The sequence below is a fragment of the Rhodococcus sp. WS1 genome (assembly GCF_003797745.1).
Taxonomy (GTDB): Bacteria; Actinomycetota; Actinomycetes; order Mycobacteriales; family Mycobacteriaceae; genus Rhodococcus_F; species Rhodococcus_F erythropolis.
Map to the genome: position 1 here is coordinate 594,012 of NZ_RKLZ01000003.1, position 17,515 is coordinate 611,526.

General features: G+C 62.5%; 17 protein-coding genes. 12 read left to right on the forward strand and 5 right to left on the reverse strand.

What is annotated here, in order from left to right:
- Window positions 1-85 precede the first annotated feature (85 nt).
- Both EEB12_RS27615 and EEB12_RS27620 read left to right on the forward strand, forming a co-directional pair.
- Window positions 86-1,108 carry an alpha/beta hydrolase gene (locus EEB12_RS27615; protein ID WP_046378652.1) on the forward strand — a complete coding sequence of 341 codons (1,023 nt, stop codon included), beginning with the start codon at window positions 86-88 and terminating at the stop codon, window positions 1,106-1,108.
- 102 nt (window positions 1,109-1,210) lie between these two features.
- Window positions 1,211-2,047: a helix-turn-helix domain-containing GNAT family N-acetyltransferase gene (locus EEB12_RS27620; RefSeq protein ID WP_141488873.1), complete on the forward strand. Its 837-nt coding sequence runs from the start codon at window positions 1,211-1,213 to the stop codon at window positions 2,045-2,047.
- Window positions 2,048-2,057: 10 nt separating this feature from the next.
- Here EEB12_RS27620 and EEB12_RS27625 read toward each other — a convergent pair whose 3' ends face one another.
- From EEB12_RS27625 to EEB12_RS27645, 5 genes are all read right to left on the reverse strand, one after another.
- A complete protein-coding gene (locus EEB12_RS27625) occupies window positions 2,058-3,524 on the reverse strand; it encodes an FAD-dependent oxidoreductase (RefSeq protein ID WP_141488874.1) in 1,467 nt (488 codons plus the stop codon).
- 87 nt (window positions 3,525-3,611) lie between these two features.
- Complete coding sequence (locus EEB12_RS27630; RefSeq protein WP_141488875.1) at window positions 3,612-4,073, reverse strand: carboxymuconolactone decarboxylase family protein; 462 nt, start codon at window positions 4,071-4,073, stop codon at window positions 3,612-3,614.
- Entirely contained in the window at window positions 4,070-5,014 is a 945-nt protein-coding gene (locus EEB12_RS27635) for an NAD(P)-dependent oxidoreductase (protein ID WP_141488876.1), read from the reverse strand. The genes EEB12_RS27630 and EEB12_RS27635 overlap by 4 nt, the downstream gene beginning before the upstream one ends.
- The gene (locus tag EEB12_RS27640) at window positions 5,011-5,760 is read right to left on the reverse strand and encodes an SDR family oxidoreductase (RefSeq protein ID WP_007728639.1); all 750 of its coding nucleotides are present in this window, start codon (window positions 5,758-5,760) and stop codon (window positions 5,011-5,013) included. Before EEB12_RS27640 ends, EEB12_RS27635 begins: the two co-directional genes overlap by 4 nt.
- Window positions 5,761-5,821: 61 nt before the next feature.
- Window positions 5,822-7,288 (reverse strand): aldehyde dehydrogenase, encoded by a 1,467-nt coding sequence (locus EEB12_RS27645; RefSeq protein ID WP_141488877.1) that lies wholly within the window; start codon window positions 7,286-7,288, stop codon window positions 5,822-5,824.
- Between the two features lie 229 nt (window positions 7,289-7,517).
- Between EEB12_RS27645 and EEB12_RS27650 the strand changes: the two genes are divergently transcribed.
- The 10 genes from EEB12_RS27650 (at window position 7,518) to EEB12_RS27695 (ending at window position 17,505) form a co-directional block, all read left to right on the forward strand.
- Complete coding sequence (locus EEB12_RS27650; protein WP_019748684.1) at window positions 7,518-8,375, forward strand: mycofactocin-coupled SDR family oxidoreductase; 858 nt, start codon at window positions 7,518-7,520, stop codon at window positions 8,373-8,375.
- Window positions 8,376-8,511: 136 nt separating this feature from the next.
- Complete coding sequence (locus tag EEB12_RS27655; protein ID WP_024487471.1) at window positions 8,512-9,078, forward strand: TetR/AcrR family transcriptional regulator; 567 nt, start codon at window positions 8,512-8,514, stop codon at window positions 9,076-9,078.
- Window positions 9,075-10,280, forward strand: coding sequence for a cytochrome P450 (locus EEB12_RS27660; protein WP_141488878.1), 1,206 nt, complete (start codon window positions 9,075-9,077; stop codon window positions 10,278-10,280). The genes EEB12_RS27655 and EEB12_RS27660 overlap by 4 nt, the downstream gene beginning before the upstream one ends.
- Window positions 10,280-11,086, forward strand: a complete 807-nt coding sequence (locus tag EEB12_RS27665; RefSeq protein WP_141488879.1) for an SDR family oxidoreductase — start codon at window positions 10,280-10,282, stop codon at window positions 11,084-11,086. Before EEB12_RS27660 ends, EEB12_RS27665 begins: the two co-directional genes overlap by 1 nt.
- Window positions 11,083-12,477, forward strand: a complete 1,395-nt coding sequence (locus tag EEB12_RS27670; protein ID WP_019748680.1) for a cytochrome P450 — start codon at window positions 11,083-11,085, stop codon at window positions 12,475-12,477. Before EEB12_RS27665 ends, EEB12_RS27670 begins: the two co-directional genes overlap by 4 nt.
- A gap of 2 nt (window positions 12,478-12,479) precedes the next feature.
- Complete coding sequence (locus EEB12_RS27675) at window positions 12,480-12,671, forward strand: ferredoxin (protein ID WP_020907945.1); 192 nt, start codon at window positions 12,480-12,482, stop codon at window positions 12,669-12,671.
- A gap of 58 nt (window positions 12,672-12,729) precedes the next feature.
- Window positions 12,730-13,281, forward strand: coding sequence for a hypothetical protein (locus EEB12_RS27680; RefSeq protein ID WP_020907944.1), 552 nt, complete (start codon window positions 12,730-12,732; stop codon window positions 13,279-13,281).
- Between the two features lie 5 nt (window positions 13,282-13,286).
- The gene (locus tag EEB12_RS27685; RefSeq protein ID WP_141488880.1) at window positions 13,287-14,534 is read left to right on the forward strand and encodes a hypothetical protein; all 1,248 of its coding nucleotides are present in this window, start codon (window positions 13,287-13,289) and stop codon (window positions 14,532-14,534) included.
- Window positions 14,535-14,560: 26 nt separating this feature from the next.
- Window positions 14,561-16,198, forward strand: coding sequence for an acyl-CoA synthetase (locus EEB12_RS27690; protein ID WP_141488881.1), 1,638 nt, complete (start codon window positions 14,561-14,563; stop codon window positions 16,196-16,198).
- Window positions 16,199-16,251: 53 nt separating this feature from the next.
- Window positions 16,252-17,505: a cytochrome P450 gene (locus EEB12_RS27695; protein ID WP_047888955.1), complete on the forward strand. Its 1,254-nt coding sequence runs from the start codon at window positions 16,252-16,254 to the stop codon at window positions 17,503-17,505.
- The last annotated feature ends 10 nt before the right edge of the window (window positions 17,506-17,515 follow it).

Here is a 17,515-nt window from a genome sequence, read left to right on the forward strand (position 1 = left end):
AACTTGAAGCCACCGAGCCGCACGCCCGTGAAGCGAGCGCCACCGAGCTGTTGCCGGGCACCGCAATCGAGCACGAGGAGCGGCAATGAGAAGGATCGGACGTACTCGGGCGATACTGGTCGTCGCCCTCGTTGCATGGACGGGATTGTTCGGTGAAGCAGCGCTTGCCTCGGCTGATCAGGCGCGAACATCCCCTCCAGACAGTTCAGCTCTCGATCACGTCGAGGAAATCAACGCCCGTCAGCTGACGATGTACGTCTACTCCGCTGCAATGGACAAGGTGATTCCGCTCGAGGTGATTCGGCCGGCAGACACGAGTGCGCCCCGGCCGACTCTCTACCTGCTCAATGGCGCGGGCGGAGGCGAGGACACGGCGACGTGGCAGACACGCACAGACGTCGTCGACTTCTTCGGCGACAAGAACGTCAACGTCGTCAACCCGATCGGCGGTGCCTACAGCTACTACACCGACTGGGAGAAGCCCGATCCTGTTCTCGGGCTGAACAAGTGGACCACGTTCCTCACCGAGGAGTTGCCACCGATCGTCGATGCCACGCTCGGGACTACGGGTGTGAATGCCGTTGCCGGATTGTCGATGGCAGGTACCTCGGTTCTGAGCCTGGCCGAGGCGGCGCCATCCGTTTACCGTGCCGTCGGTGCCTTCAGCGGGTGCGCCGAGACGAGTACTCAACCCGGTCAGGACTACGTGAGATTCGTGGTCGGATTCCGCGGCGGCAACGTGGACAACATGTGGGGTCCTCCCGGCGGTCCGGGCTGGGTAGCCAACGATCCTGTGGTCAACGCCGAGAGATTGCGGGGCGTCGACCTCTACATCAGCAATGGATCGGGCCTGCCCGGCCCACACGAGAATCTGGGCGGACCGATGGTCAACGGCGACCTCGGCGTTCTGGCGAACCAGGTGATCGTGGGTGGAGTCATCGAGGCCGGGACGAACCAGTGCACCCAGCGTTTGGCCGAGCGGCTCGACTCCCTGGGCATCCCGGCCACCTATGATTTCCGGGCAACCGGCACTCACTCCTGGGGTTATTGGCAGGACGATCTTCACAACTCGTGGTCGATGATTGCCGAGTCGATCGGTGCGCGTTAGCCGGTGAACCCGAGGATCGGCGGCTGAGTTGTTTCTCACTTCGGGGCCCGCTCGCCCCACCTAGCCGACCGAACTGCAGGTCAGCGGCGTTATAGTCGCCCTATGAGTTCAGAAACACTCGCGCCCCTCGACACGGATGTACTTGCGCGCAGGTTTGCGTGCCTGGGTGATCCGACGCGGCTGCGAGTGCTCCGACTCGCTGCCGGCGGTCCGATCGACGTCGACACGATTGCACACGCCGCATCACTCGAGCCGTCGGCGCTGAGTGCTCACCTCGAGGCCTTGATCGAGGTCGGTTTTGTCGAGGCTTCGGTGCGTGAAGGCACTTCGGTTGTCAGTGTTGCCGGAACGGCATACTCCGATCTGATGGCAGCGGCCGCCGTCGTGGCTGCGCGTGGCCCGGTCGAAGACACACTGGGAGTTCTTCCCGACGATGTGGTGCTGCGCCGCATGGAATCCGGCGACTGGGATGCCGTGCGCTCGATCTACCGCGAAGGAATCGACACCGGAACCGCGACGTTCACCACGTCGGTGCCGTCAGCCGAGAAGCTCGACGCGCAATGGTTGCCCGATCATCGATGGGTCGCCGAGATCGACGGCCGAGTCGAAGGCTGGGCGAGCCTGAGCCCGGTGTCCTCGCGTGATTGCTACAGCGGGGTCGCCGAGAACTCCATCTACATCAGTAGCGGCGCTCGCGGGCGCGGCGTAGGCAAGCTGCTGCTTCGCCGACAGGTGCAAGCCGCAGACGCCAGTGAGATCTGGACGGTGCAGTCGTCGATCTTCCCGGAGAACCGGGCGAGTGTCGCCTTGCATCAGGCCGTCGGATTCCGAATCGTCGGCACTCGCTCGCGTATCGCTCAACTCGGTGGCAGGTGGCGTGACACGTTGTTCCTCGAACGTCGCAGCGAGGACGCTGACATTGAGGACGCTGACATTTGAGAAGAGACGCTCAGCCCTTGGCAGCGCTGATTCCCGCGCGTCGCCCGTAGAAGCTGCCGTCACCGAGGGACGTTCCGGAGGCGTATCCACCGGCGCAGACGCCGGCGGTGCAGCGTCCAGCGGCAAACAAACCCGGGATCGGTTCGCCGGAGACGTGGATGACCTCCGAGTTGATCGACGTGCGCAGGCCGCCGAGCGTGAATCCGGCGGTGAAATTGCGAAGATCGAGCGCAGCGACGGGTGAGCCGATCGGCTTGACCCACTCCTTCTTCTTACCGAGTACCGGGTCTTCACCACGGGCGGCGTGCCGGTTGTAGACCTCGACGGTCGACTGAAGGGTGCCTTCCGGCAGGCCCATGTCGGATTCGAGTTCCTCGACGGTCTCGGCCACCCACTTGGGCTGGAATCTGAAGAACGGTGTGGAACTGTCGGCGGCGCAGCCCTCTTCGTAGGAAGCTTCGTCGATGATCAGGTAGGCCTGATTCTCGTTGCGCAGCAGCGTCTCCTGGCCGATTCTTCCCGGATACGTGTCTTCGTTGACGTAGCGCTGGCCGCGCCCGTTGACGAGAATGCCGCGGATCATCAACTGGGGGTCGCCGAAGAATGCGACCTCGGTTGCGTCCATGTGTGCGAGGTCGGCCCCGAGTGCCTGCGCCATCTGGATGGCCTTGCCGTCGTGCTCTTCGATAGCCGCACCGGGGCGCCCGATCAGCCGTGGGGCGTACGACTGGATCATCGCTTCGTTGTAGGCGAAGCTTCCCGTCGCCAGTACGACACCCGTGCGTGCTCGAACTGCCACTTCCTTGCCGTACTGCTTGGCGATGATGCCGACTACTCGATCTCCGTCGACGACCAGGCGCTGGACTCGCATGTCGTATTCTGCTCGTACGCCGAGGCTTTCGGCCGTCTCGATCAGTGGCTTCATCAACATGAAACCACCGCCCTTCTCCCCGGTGCGCTTGCCGCTCATCTGCGGCACGTGCCCGCGAGGGGCCGGTGTCGCGATCGTGTTGAACGGTGCCGAGTTCTCGCCGCCGGAATACATGAGTCCGTCGTCGAAGGGTGTTTCCCAGCCGGGTTGGCCGTAGAAACTTTCCCTGAACGGCACACCGTTGTCGACGAGCCAGTTGTAGTGCTCGACGCTGCCTTCGCAGTAGTCGGTGATCTTCTCCTCGTCGGCGCCGGGACCGAGTGCGGCCATCATGAACGATTTCATGTTGGCGGGGGAGTCCTCGAACCCGAGTGCCTGCTGCAACGGGGTCCCGCCGCCCAGATAGATGAATCCGCCTGCCAGCGCCGCAGCGCCGCCCCAGCCGCTCGTGCGCTCGAGCACCAACACGTCGGCGCCCGCTCGCGCGGCCTCGATCGAAGCACTCACTCCGGCAATGCCGTAGCCGGCGACGACGACGTCAGCCTCGAAGTGCCACTGCTCGATGCTTGCGGCGGACTGCGGACGGATTGAGCTGGCCTCGGCCATGGATTCGGATCCTTCGTTCTTCTGGTTGGTTGGTGGGGGAATCGGTGGGTGTGATTGATGCCCTGATGGCAGTATCTCGATCGAAAGTCAGTCGGTGTCCGTTTTCGCGGAATCGGCTGCGGCCTTCTCCTTGGCGCGCGCGGCTTTACGTCTGTCGGCCTTCACGGCGATCAGCGCATTGTTGAGTCCGGTGGCCAGCGGCCAGCCGACGTAGTGGCATAGGAAGATCGCGGCCTCTTCGAACTGCTGCTCGGTCAACTCCTCGTTGTGGAGAGCAGCGTTGATCTGGATCTTTGCCACATCGTTCTGCCCCTGGGCGGTGATGGCACCGATCAGGAGTAGTCGTCGGTCACGCACCGACAGTCCCGGTCGCGTCCAGATGTCGGCAAAGAGGTGGTCGGCGGTGACCGCGAAGAAGTCGCCGGGAACGTCGGCGGGAAGCTTCCAGCCGTACACCTCGTTCATCTTCGCGACGCCACGAGCGCGGGCCTCGGAGATGCGGCTTTCGTCGGTTCCACCGGCATCGGTCATGTGAGTGGTGTCGGTCATGCGTGCTCCCGAGTAGTAGATGCCGAAGATGCCGTTGAAGGTTCGGCCGGCCTGTCTTCGCTGTCATTCCCGACGCCCAGACCGGCACCGAGTCCGGCGAGCGCAAGGTGCGCGAGCGGCAGATCGAGATTTAGCCGATCACCGAGGTCGATGGCCAAGGCCAAGTCCTTCTCCCCGAGATTGCGAACATGCCGCAGTATCGAGAACCACGGGTCGTCATCCGAGACCGGTGCGGTGGTGTCGCGGAGCATGATCGCGCCCGCGCCACCGGTGATCGCATCGGTGTGCCTGACGACCTTTCCGAGCGTGCGGAGATCGAGTCCTGCTGCTTCGGCGAGTCGCGCGGCCTCGGTCGTGGCGGTGAACGAGACGAAGTGAAGAAGGTTGCGTGCGAGCTTCATTCGCGTTCCCGCGCCGACGTCACCGGCGTGAACCACCAGCTCGGCCCAGGATCCGAAGGGCTCGCGGACGGCTTCGAACGCATCGTCGGAGCCGCCGATCATCACTGCCAGCCTGCCCTGCGCTGCGCCGCCGGCACCGCCACTGATCGGCGCGTCGACCAGCAGAACACCACGCTGGTGACAGATGTCAGCGAGTTCCACCGCCGTGGTGTCCGAGATAGTGGAGTGAATCGCGACGACAGTGCCTGGCTGTGCGGTCGACAGGATCCCGTGCGGCCCGCACACAACCTCGCGTACCTGCGCGTCGTCGAGCACCGTGACGGAGATGATGCTCGCCTGCGCTGCAACGTCGGCGGGCGTCGATGCTGCGCTCGCGCCCGCAGTGGTGAACGGTTCGAGCGCTTCTGCGCGGGCATCACACACCACCAGTCCGCCCGGCCAGTCCAGGAGGCGCTGCGCCATCGGCGCGCCCATGTTGCCTAGGCCGATGTATCCCAGTCTGGTTTTCGAAGCGCTGGCTTTCGGCGCCGATTCCGTCATGACCGGTACACCTGGCCTCCGTCGACGTTGAAGATCTGCCCGGTCACCCAGCCTGCGTCGTCGGAGAGAAGGAACAGGCACATGCCGACGAGATCCTCCGGCGTTCCCATGCGCTGCAACGGGATTCGCTTTACCATGTCCTTGACGATGTTGCCGGGGGTGACGGTTCGAGTCGCCTCCGTATCGATGGGACCGGGAGCGATGGCGTTGATCCGGATGTTCGACCAGCCGAGTTCGGTCGCGAGTTGTTGTGTCAGGCTGTTGACGCCGGCTTTCGCGAGTCCGTAGTAATTCGAGTACAGCCAGGCTGCTGTGGAGGACTGGTTGACGATCGAACCGCCCTTCGCGCGCATATGAGGTACGACCGCCCGGCACACGTGCAATGCGCCGTCCATGTTGACGCTCATGAACTTTCGGTAGTAGTCCCAGTCCACCGTCAACAGGGAATCGATCTTCATTCCGCCGTAGATGGCAGCGTTGTTCACCAGATGCTCGATGCTACCGAACTGCTCGATCGTGAAGTCGGCAAGTGCCGCAGTCGACTCCCCGTCGGCGACGTCGACGTCCTTGAACACGGCACTTCCACCGTCCGCCGTGATCTGCTTGGCGACAGCTTCACCGAGTTCGCGATTGAGGTCCGCCACGACCACGTTGGCCCCCTCTGCAGCCAGAGCGCGGGCATACGCCTCTCCGATACCCTGCGCTGCTCCGGTGACTATCGCGGTGCGACCGTCGAAACGTCCCATGTCGACCTACTTTCGTGGTGATGATTCTGTGGTGAAGGTGTGGGGGTGAGGGTGTGGAATGTCAGGAAGGTGAAGCGACGAGCTTGGTTTCGAGGTATTCCTCGAAACCGGCGAGGCCCATTTCGCGGCCGATCCCGGATTGTTTGTAGCCGCCGAACGGTGCGTCGGCCGAATACCAGACGCCGCCGTTGACGCTCAGCGTTCCGGTTCTGACACCGGCAACGACGTGCGCGACGCGATCGGGATCGGCGCCCCACACCGACCCGGACAGGCCGTAGGGGGAATCGTTGGCAATCCGGATAGCGTCGTCGTCGTTGTCGTACGGAATGATCACGAGAACGGGCCCGAAAATCTCCTCCTGCGCTACGCGAGACGAGTTGTCCAGCCCGGCAATGAGAGTGGGTTCGACGAAGAAGCCGCTCTGGTGATCGTCGGGTCGGCCTCCACCCGTCACGATCGTGCCGCCCTCTTCGACCGCGAGGGCGAGGTAGCTCTCCACCCTGGCGCGCTGGCGCGCGGAGATGATCGGACCACACACCGTTCCGCGCGCGCTGGGGTCACCGGCTCGGATACCCGCCATCGCGGCGCAGGCCGCGGCCAGAGCATCTTCGTACCGAGCGCGCGGCACGAGAAGTCTGGTACTGAGTGCGCATCCCTGACCGGCATGAACGCACACGGAGAACGCGGCAACCGAGCATGCACCCTTGATGTCCGCGTCGTCGAGGACGATGAATGCGGACTTGCCCCCGAGTTCGAGGAAGACCTTCTTGAGGGTTTGCGCGGCCGTGGCCATCACCGTGCGTCCGGTGGCGGTGGAACCGGTGAAGGACACGAGATCGACGCGCGGATCGCTGCACAGCTGCGCGCCGAGAGAGTGATCTGTCGACGTCACCACGTTGACGACGCCCGCCGGGATCTCGGTTTCTTCTGCAATCACCTTGGCGACCAGCGCGGCGCACCAGGGCGTGTCCGGCGCGGGTTTGAGAACGATGGTGTTGCCGGCCGCGAGGGCGGGGCCGAGTTTGGCGAAATTGATCTGGTGCGGGAAGTTCCACGGTGTGATTGCGCCGACGACGCCGACCGCTTCCTTGAGCAGTCGGCGATGGGTCGGAATCCCCATGGGTGACGCGTGCCCGAGATCTTGTTCCCACGAATAGGTTTCGATCAGGTCAGCCCAGTAGCGAAGATCTTCGATCGGGCCTTCGAGTTGCGGACCGCTCGTCAGCATGACGGGTGCGCCGACCTCGGCGACGGTGATCTCACGCAACTCCTCGATGTGGGACTGGAGTGCGTCGCACAGTTGGCGCAGGCAGCGAGCGCGAAACCCGTGATCGCGTGCCCATTCGGTCTCGTCGAACGCACGGCGCGCCGCGGCAATGGCCGCATCCATGTCCGCGGTGGTGCCTTCGGCCGCACGGCCGATCAGTTCCTCGGTGGCCGGGTTGAAAACTTCGAAGGTTCCACCGGATCCGGGAACCAGCTTTCCGTCGACGAGAAGTGCAGAACTGTCTGCGGGTCGAAGCGTCATAACGCGAACCCTCTCTTTCTGGACATGTGTCTGGACTCTAGTTCACACTCGTGGTTGAGGCAATGGTTTCTGGGGCATAAGAGATTTCGAGAGCGTCTCGGGATCTGCTTCGGTGAAAAGCGCCTCGTGTCCGGGGCGGCGCGGCTACGGTTCACCGCACATTCACAACCACGCCTTCACATGCACGCCTTCACGTACACGCCTTCACATTCACGGGAGAGAGGTCGAAATGAACAGAGTTGACGGAAAAGTGGTGCTGGTGACCGGTGCTGCTCGAGGTCAGGGGCGCAGTCATGCCGTTCATCTCGCACGGGAGGGCGCGCACATCATCGCCTTCGATCTGTGCGCAGACATCGCCAGCAACGAATACCCGCTCGCCAGTCCTGCCGATCTCGAGGAAACGGCTCGACTGGTGAAAGAGACCGGACAGCAGGTGGTGACGGCCCGTGTCGACGTCCGCGATCGCGCCGGACTCGAAACGGCACTTGCCGAGGCGGTAGGTCAGTTGGGCGGATTGCATGTCGTCGTGGCGAACGCCGGTATCTGTCCGCTCGGCAAGCACGTGTCGACTGCCGGTTTCGTCGACGCGTTCGATGTGAACTTTCTCGGTGTCGTCAATACAGTGCACGCGTCGATGGAATACCTCGGCGAAGGGGGTTCGATCATCGCGATCGGCTCTGTTGCCGGTCTGGTGCCACAGACCGGATTCAACGGGCAGCAGGCGCTCCAGGGTCCGGGTGGCGACGGATACGGACTGGCCAAGAAGCTGATTCAGGCATATACCAGTTCGTTGGCACTGACTCTCGGGCCGAGTTCCATTCGCGTCAACGCGATTCATCCGACCAACGTGAACACCGACATGTTGCAGAGCATGCCGATGTACCGGACGTTCCGTCCCGACCTCGAGAATCCGACCGCCGAGGATGCGGCAGTGACGTTCCCGTTCATGCAGGCGATGCCGACCCCGTGGGTCGAGCCCGCGGACATCTCGCATGCGGTCGTGTACCTGTCCTCGGACGAGTCGCGATTCGTCACCGGCCAGCAACTGCGCGTGGACGCTGGTGCCGGGATGAAGATCGGTCTGTAGTCGAACTTTTCGCTTCGTGGCTGCCTGTGAGTGGTGAATTTTCGAAGTTTCCCCATTTCGTTGCCCTGGACAGGGCGCTGTAGTAACGTCCAGACACGTGTCCAGCAAACGGGGCGATTCAAGTGGCGGGGGATCGATTGTCTATGAATCCACTCGCAGGCGCCTCACGGGCAAACAGGCGGAAACTGTGGCCAGGCTTGCCGAAGCAACAGTGAAAGTTCTACGCAAACAAGAGTTTTCCGGACTGACTGTCCGTTCGGTTGCGGCCGAAGCGGGTGTCGGAACTGCGACCGCCTACACGTATTTCGCGTCCAAGGAGCATCTGGTCGCAGAGGTTTTCTGGCGAAGACTTCAGAACTCGTCGGCGCCTGATGGCTCAGGGTTGGATCGCACCGCGCACGTGCTGTCTGTACTTCGAAACATCGCGCTGCTTCTCGCGGACGAACCGGAGGTATCGGCCGCCGTGACCAATGCACTGCTCGGATCCGATCCTGAAGTGGAACATCTTCGCGGGCGGATCGGACTCGAGATCCATCAACGACTCGCTTCGGCGTTGGATCCGAATGGCGAACCCGAAGTGTTGGAAGCGCTCGAAATGCTTTATGCCGGGGCGCTTCTGCGAGCAGGGATCGGCTACGGAACCTACGCGCAAATCGCTGGACGCCTCGAGGCCTCAGCTCTACTGATCCTGGAGAAATCATGACAGAAGCTTTGATCGATCCGGTGGTCTTCAATCCGTACGACTACCACTTTCACGACGATCCGTATCCGACGTACAAGCGTCTGCGCGAAGAATCACCGTTGTATCACAATCCGGACGTTGGCTTTTGGGCGTTGTCGCGATATGCGGACGTGGTCGACGGATTCAAGGACAACAAGCGTCTCTCGAGCGCCAACGGGGTATCGCTCGACCCAGCAGCCTACGGTCCACACGCGCATTATGTGATGTCGTTTCTCGCGATGGACGATCCCCGCCATATGCGGTTGCGCCAGTTGGTTTCTCGCGGATTCACGCCGCGACGGGTTGCGGAGCTCGACGGCCGGATCCTCGAACTCACGAAGCAACATCTGGTACCTGCGTTGGGCGCGGGGGAGTTCGACTGGATTACGGAGCTGGCGGGAAAGCTGCCGATGGACGTCATCTCCGAACTCATGGGGGTTCCCGAACCCGACAGGGCCGAACTGCGGCGCAAGGCGGATCTGGTGGTGCATCGAGAGGCGGGTGTTCTCGACGTGCCGCAACCTGCGGTGGAGGCTTCGATCAGTTTGATGGGCTACTACAAGGAGATGATCGCGCAGCGTCGCCGATCGCGGACGGACGATCTGACCTCGGCCTTGCTCGATGCCGAGATCGACGGAGACAAACTCTCGGACCAGGAGATCCTCGGATTCATGTTTCTGATGGTCGTGGCCGGAAACGAGACCACGACCAAGCTTCTCGGAAACGCTCTGTACTGGGGTTCGCACCACAGGGAGCAGATCACACCGGTTCTCGACGATCCCGAACGAGCCTCGGAATGGGTGGAAGAGACTCTTCGCTACGACACGTCGAGCCAGATCGTGGCTCGGACTTCGGTTGTCGACCTCGAATATCACGGACGCACCATTCCGGCGGGGGAGAAGGTCCTGCTCCTGATCGGATCGGCCAACCGAGACGCCGACGTCTTCGAGGATGCCGACAGCTTCCAGATCGGCCGGAGTTCGTCGGGAAAACTCGCGAGTTTCGGTGGTGGCGTGCACTTCTGTCTCGGTGCCCACCTTGCCAAGCTCGAAGCCAAGATCGCCCTCGCAGAGTTCGGGCGTCGGGTCAGCGACTACGAAGTCGACGAGTCCGGAATCGAGCGTGTTCATTCGACAAACGTCCGGGGCTTTGCGGCCCTGCCGGTGAAAGTGCAGGTGCGCTGATGCCTCGTTTCGAACCCAATCCAGTTCGCCGGCCGGCATTGATCAGTGGTGCATCGTCGGGAATCGGCACCGCTACTGCGTATGCCCTGGCCGAACTCGGCCATCCGGTGGCGCTCGGTGCGCGTCGAGTCACCGAATGCGAAGCCATCGCCGAGAAGATCCGCAGCAATGGTGGTGAAGCGTTTGCCCACTTCCTCGACGTCACGGACGGTGATTCGGTCGACGGATTCGTCTCGGCCGCAGAGGCAGTCCACGGTCCCACCGAAATGGTCGTCTCCGGTGCCGGTGACCTCGAATTCGGGGCTGCGGACGAGATGGATCCAGAGGCGTTTTCACGGCAGATCCAAGTCCACCTCGTTGGTGCGCAGCGATTGGCGCATCGCGTACTCCCCGGCATGAGGCAACGACAGCGCGGTGACTTCGTACTGATCGGCTCGGATTGTGCCGAGCGCCAGCGTCCACTCATGGGTGCTTACGACGCGGCCAAGGCCGGGATCGAAGCAATGGGGCGCCAGATGCGAATGGAGCTCGAAGGAACAGGCATTCGCGCGTCGATCGTGCGACCCGGGCCGACACTGACCGGCATGGGGATGGACACGACGCCGGAGATCATCGGACCGGTTGGGGAATCGTGGAGTAAGTGGGGGTTCGCCCGCCATGGTTACTTTCTGCGCGCCTCGGACATCGCCAATGCCATCGTCGCCGTTGTGTCGGCGCCGCGAGGAGCACACATCGTGCTCGTCGAAGTTCAGCCCGAGGCACCACTGGACAAACTTCCCACTGCGAACTCACAGGAGACGACATGACGCACGGAGTGCAGGAGACGTCGCGAACACTGCCCGAGCCACCGCGGGTGTCCGGCGGGGATCTCCCGCACGGGCACCTCGAGGAACTGCGAACCGACCCGATAGCGCTCATGCGCCGGGTGCGTGAGGAATGTGGTGACGTCGGCGCCTTTCAACTTGCCGACCGCACAGTGATCTTGCTGTCCGGAGCCGAGGCAAACGAGTTCTTCTTCCGCTCCACCGACGAGGATCTCGACCAACAAGCTGCGTACCCCTTCATGAAGCCGATATTCGGTGAAGGCGTCGTCTTCGATGCCAGCCCGGAGCGGCGTAAAGAGATGCTCCACAACTCGGCTCTGCGCGGCGAACAGATGCGCGGGCACGCCGCCACGATCGGCCGCGAGGTCGAGGCGATGGTCGCGCAGTGGGGAGACGAAGGCGAGATCGATCTGCTCGACTTCTTCGCCGAGCTGACCATCTATACCTCGTCGGCGTGCCTGATCGGCAAGAAGTTCCGCGACGAACTGGACGATAGCTTCGCCAAGCTGTATCACGAACTCGAACAGGGAACGGATGCATTGGCTTTCGTGGATCCGTACGCGCCGATCGAGAGTTTCCGCCGCCGCGACGAGGCCAGGTTGGCGTTGGTTGCTCTGGTACAGGACATCATGAACGGGCGCATCGCGAATCCTCCGCAGGGCAAGGAGGACCGCGACATGCTGGACGTGTTGGTCTCGGTCAAGGACGAGAACGGCGACCTCCGGTTCAGTGCCGACGAGATCACCGGCATCTTCATCTCGATGATGTTCGCCGGCCACCACACGACTTCCGGCACGGCAGCGTGGTCGCTGATCGAGATGTTGCGGCATCCCGACACCATGACGGACGTCGTCGACGAACTCGACAATCTGTACTCCGACGGCGCCGACATCAGTTTTCATGCCCTGCGCCAGATTCCGGTTCTCGAGGCTGTGGTCAAGGAAACCCTTCGACTGCATCCGCCGTTGATCATCCTGTTGCGGGTGGCACGTGGAGATTTCGAAGTGGGCGGCTTCGAGATCCGAGAGGGCCATCTTGTCGCTGCGACGCCCGCGATCTCCAATCGAATCGCCGAGGACTTCCCCCGACCGGACACCTTCGATCCCGGGAGGTACATCGACCCGAATCAAGAGGACATCGTCAACCGCTGGACGTGGATTCCGTTCGGAGCCGGCCGGCATCGCTGCGTCGGTGCTGCATTCGCCCAGATGCAGCTCAAAGCGATCTTCTCGATCCTGCTGCGGGACTTCGAGTTCGAGATGGCGCAGCCGTCGGAGTCCTACCGAAACGACCACAGCAAGATGGTCGTGCAGTTGCAGCAGCCGTGCGCGGTGAGGTACCGGCGCAGAACACGTCCCGGGCGTGAGGGGTGATCATGCACGTCGAAGTCGACCTCGACCTGTGCCAAGGCCATGCGGCGTGTGAGCTCGAGGCACCGGAGATCTTTGTCGTCCCGAAGCGGGGGAAGGTCAGTCTTCTGGACTCGGACCCGCCCGAGTCTCTCCGCGGTGAAGCTGAGATGGCGGTCAGGTACTGCCCGACCGGCGCCCTGAGAATTGTCGACTGATTACAGCGGATTGTCGATTGATTGCAGCGAATTCAAGTACTCGAGGGAGGAAGTTCAGATGACCGGTTTCGACCGCGCAGAGCTCGACGAGATGGTCCAACGCTGGATCGAGGCGAACAAGAAGGCCGAAGCCGCCGGTGATTGGAAACCGTTGGCGGACATGTACACCGAGGACGCCACGTACGGGTGGAACTACGGTCCCAAGCAGGATTTCATGGCGGTGGGGCGCGAGGAGATTCGCGAAGTCGCACTCGGCCTCGAGATGAAGGGCCTCGAAGGCTGGGAGTACCCGTATCAAGACTTTGTGATCGACGAACGTAGCGGAAACGTGATCGGCTTGTGGAAGCAGATTTCCGATGCCAAGCGTGAGGACGGGAGCAACTACTCCGTCTACGGTATCGGCGGTAGTTGGTTCCGCTACGGCGGGGACTTCCAATGGTCCTGGCAGCGTGACTTCTTCGACTTCGGGAACGTGTCGGCACTGTTCATGGAGATGATCGGCAACAACGCTCTCTCGAAGGGGATGCAGGGCCGGATCCAGCGATCGATCTCGGGCGACCCGCTACCGGGCTGGTATCCGGTGGGCACCGCGCCGGTCCCGCTGTGGTGAGTCCGATGACGGTGCGCGATTCCTTCGAGACACTCTCGCAGCGCGACCTTGCCGTGTTGGTGCCCGAGTTGCTCCTGTGCGGGCAGCTGATCGATCGCTCGGGCATGGCGCATCTGATCGTCGAATTCGGACGCGAGGGTATGGCGCACGTGGCCGTCGAGGAGTGGGAATCGGCCAGCCCCTGGTACACCCGCCGCATGCAGAAGGCTCTCGGATACGAGGGCGACGACGTCGTGACGATCTTCAAAGGGTTACAACTCGACATCGGCGCTCCGCCACAGTTCATGGACTTTCGATACCGGGTCGACGATCCGCTGCACGGTGAATTCTGGCTCGATCATTGCGGAGCACTCATGGACGTCGAGCCGTTGGGCGATGAGTTCGTGACCTCGATGTGTCACGACATCGAGGATCCGACTTTCGATGCGACGGCCATCGCGACCAACCCGCACGCCCAGATCCGGCCGATTCACCGACCACCGCGCAGGCCCGCGGACCGACATCCGCACTGCGCCTGGACCGTTTCCATCGACCCGTCGCACACGCCTCCCGTGATGACCGCGCACACCGAGCAGATCGGACGCACCGCCGCGGTGACGGTCGAGCTGAGCCCGATCGATCACGGTGGGGACGGTAAGGCGGACTACTCGGGTCCGTTGTTGTCCGACCTGAGATTTTCCGACTTCTCGCGATCGGCCTTGGTTCGTATCGCAGAGGAGATCTGCGTGCAGCATCATCTGTTGGCGTTGGGCTTTCTGGCAGCGGTTCGCCGCCGTGCCGACGAAGACAAGGCGCGCGAGATCACGCGAAAGCAATTGACCGGAATCGCGGGAGTTGCGGCACAGCGTATTCGAGATGCGCTCGGGCTTCCTTCGACTCTGGAATCGTTGGCATTGGTCCTGTCCGTGCATCCCTTGCTGAATCCGAAGCAGTATGTGGAGAGTGAGATCCGACCGGACGGCGGTGCTCTGGAGCTGTGGATCTCGCGAGACGCTCTTGTCGACCGTGACGGCGGTTGGCCGACCTTGCTCGGCAGCGAGCACCTCGATCCCCTCCAGGCTTTGGTCCGCGGCGTGAATCCGCACTTCACCGTGAGAGTGGTGGCCGAAGATGCCGCGGGGCTCCTTCTGGCCGTCGACATCACCGAAGCTCCCGCTCCGGAATGCGTCGAAGTCGCCATTACGAAGGTCAGTACCGGCGCGACATTCGTATTCGAAGATCGCGGAATCCCTTTGCCTCTCTTCGTCGTCTGACCGGCCGAACCCGAAGGACTCAACCTATGGCGTACACGTTTGCAGACCTGTTCGAGCATTCCGTCGATGTGATGCCCGATCGCCTCGCGCTGATCGTTTCCGGCGAGGAGGTGACATACCGTGAGCTCGACGAGCGGGCCAACCGATTGGCGCATTACTTCCAGTCCGTCGGGTTGGGTGTCGGTTCGCACATCGGTATTCAACTGCACAACTCGATCGAGGCGATGGTTGCTGTCCTCGCGGCCTTCAAGATCCGCGGCGTTCCCGTCACGGTGAACTACCGCTACACGAGCGACGAATTGGTTTACCTGTACGAGAATGCGGATCTCACGGCGTTGGTTTTCCATCGTGGTTTCGCTGAGCGGGTCGCCGAGGCGTTGGTGTCCGCGCCGCGGGTCAAGTACGTGATCGAGGCGGCGGACGAACTCGCTCTCGGGAACGAACCGTCGATTCCGGGGGCAGTGGCGTACGAGGATGCGCTCGGCAACCAATCCCCGCTGCGCGTAGGTGAACATGCTTTTCCCGAGCGTTCCGGCGATGACGTCTACGTTCTCTACACCGGCGGAACAACCGGACGACCGAAAGGCGTCGTCTGGCGGCAGGAAGACATCTGGCGCGTGTTGGCCGGCGGTTACGACTTCTATTCGGGTGAGCCGATCGCCGACGAGTACCAGCAGTCGCGCGGTGGCGCCGCGGCAGCCGAACCGATGCGGTGGTGCATGCTTCCACCGCTGATCCACACCTCGGCACTGATGCCGACGTTCAACGCTCTGTTCTCCGGAAACACCGTCATCTTCGAACCGAAGTTCGATGCGGCACAGGTCTGGAAAGTCGTCGCCGAATATCGCCCGCAGGTCATGGTCATCACCGGCGACGCCATGGGCCGTCCACTGGTCGAAGCCCATCACGAATTGCAACCGGATGCGTCGAGCCTGGCCGTGCTCGCCTCCGGCGCTGCGCTCTTCTCCGGATCGGTCAAAGACGCGTTCTTCGACGTCTTTCCGAATCTGATGATCTCCGATTCGGTTGGATCGTCCGAAACAGGCTTCGGCGGAATCGGATTCGCAACCAAAGGGCTCGAGCAGCGTGGCGGACCCAAAGTGGGCGCCAACAGATTCACGGTCGTCGTCGACGACGACAACCGTGTGTTGGAGCCGGGTTCGGGGGCCGAAGGATGGTTGGCGAAACTCGGCAACGTCCCACTGGGCTACTACAACGATCCGGTGAAGTCGGCGGAGATATTCCGAGAGGTGAACGGCGCGCGGGCAGTGGTGACCGGAGACCGAGCGCGGATCGAGGACGACGGCTCGGTCACTCTCCTCGGCCGGGGAAACATGGTGGTCAACACCGGCGGTGAGAAAGTCTTCGTGGAAGAGGTCGAAGCCGTGGTGAAGGCCCATCCCGACATCTACGACGCAACAGTGATCGGCATTGCCGACGAGCGGTGGGGCAATCGGGTGGCGGCGGTGCTCCGCGTCCGCGATGGTGTGGAACCGGATTTCGATTCCATCGAAAAACACACCCGCACTCAGCTTGCCGGCTACAAGATTCCACGTTCCTTCTGGATCGCCGACGAGGTCGTTCGAGCGCCGAGCGGCAAGCCGGACTACCGCTGGGCCAAGGAGTTCTCACAGAACAGCGACCCGGTCCACCGGATCGACTAGCGCTCACACGCAACACCCGGCACCCGGCACCCATCCGTAAAGGAGCATCTGCAATGCCTGAGATCGACCTTCCCGACGGGTTCGACGTGACCGACCCGCATCTGTACGGCGAGCGCGTCCCGCTTGCCGAGTTCGCCGAACTACGACGATGCGCTCCGGTCTGGTGGAACGCCCAGGAACCGGGTACCGGCGGATTTCACGACGGTGGTTGTTGGGTTGTCTCCCGCCACGCAGACGTCCGCGACGTCTCGTTGCGCAGCGAGGAGTTCTCGAGCAACGTCAACGGCTGCATTCCGCGGCATGAAGACAACATCTCGGCGGAGGAGTTGGAGGCGACAAAACACGTCCTCATCAACAAGGACGCCCCTGAGCACACACAGCTGCGCAAGTTGGTGGCGCGCTTGTTCACTCCGCGGTCGGTGGAAGCGATGCGGGCCGGGCTGGAAGCGCGGGCAGAAGACATAGCGTCGGCTGCCGTGGCGGAAGGTAGCGGTGATTTTGTCAGCCAGGTCGCCAGCGAGTTACCGATGCAGGCGATCTCGGATCTGATCGGTGTACCGCAGGACGGGCGCCGTCAGCTGTACGAATGGTCGAATCAGATGACGGGATACGACGACGAGTCGCTCGCCGGCGAGTCTCGGATGGCGTCGGCGCAGATCCTGGGCTACGCCTATCAACTGGCCGAGGCGAGACGGGAGGAACCGCTCGACGACATCATCTCGCGCTTGGTGCATGCCGACATCGACGGACAGAAACTCACCCCGGAACAGTTCGGTTTCTTCGTCATCATGTTGGCTGTCGCAGGCAACGAAACGACGCGCAACGCAACGACACTCGGCATGATGGCATTTCTCGAGCATCCGGATCAGTGGGAACTGTACAAGCGTGAGCGTCCGCGCACCGCCGCGGACGAGATCATCCGCTGGGCTTCGCCACTGACGTCGATGCAACGAACAGCAGTGGTGGACACACAGATTGCCGGCACGGCGATTGCGAAGGGGCAGCGTGTCGTACTGCTCTACGGCTCGGCGAACTTCGACGAAACCGTCTTCGAGAACCCCGACGTCTTCGACATCACCCGAGACCCGAACCCGCACCTCGCGTTCGGAGGAACCGGACCGCACTACTGCGTCGGCGCCAACCTGGCCAGAATGGAGGTCGATCTGATCTTCGGCAAGATCGCCGATCACATGCCCGACATCAGCAAGCTCGGCGATCCGAGCAGGCTCTCGTCCGGTTGGCTCAATGGGATCAAGGAATTCAAGGTCGACTACGGCAACTCCACGTCATGTCCTTCGGGGCATTGACGTGTACAGC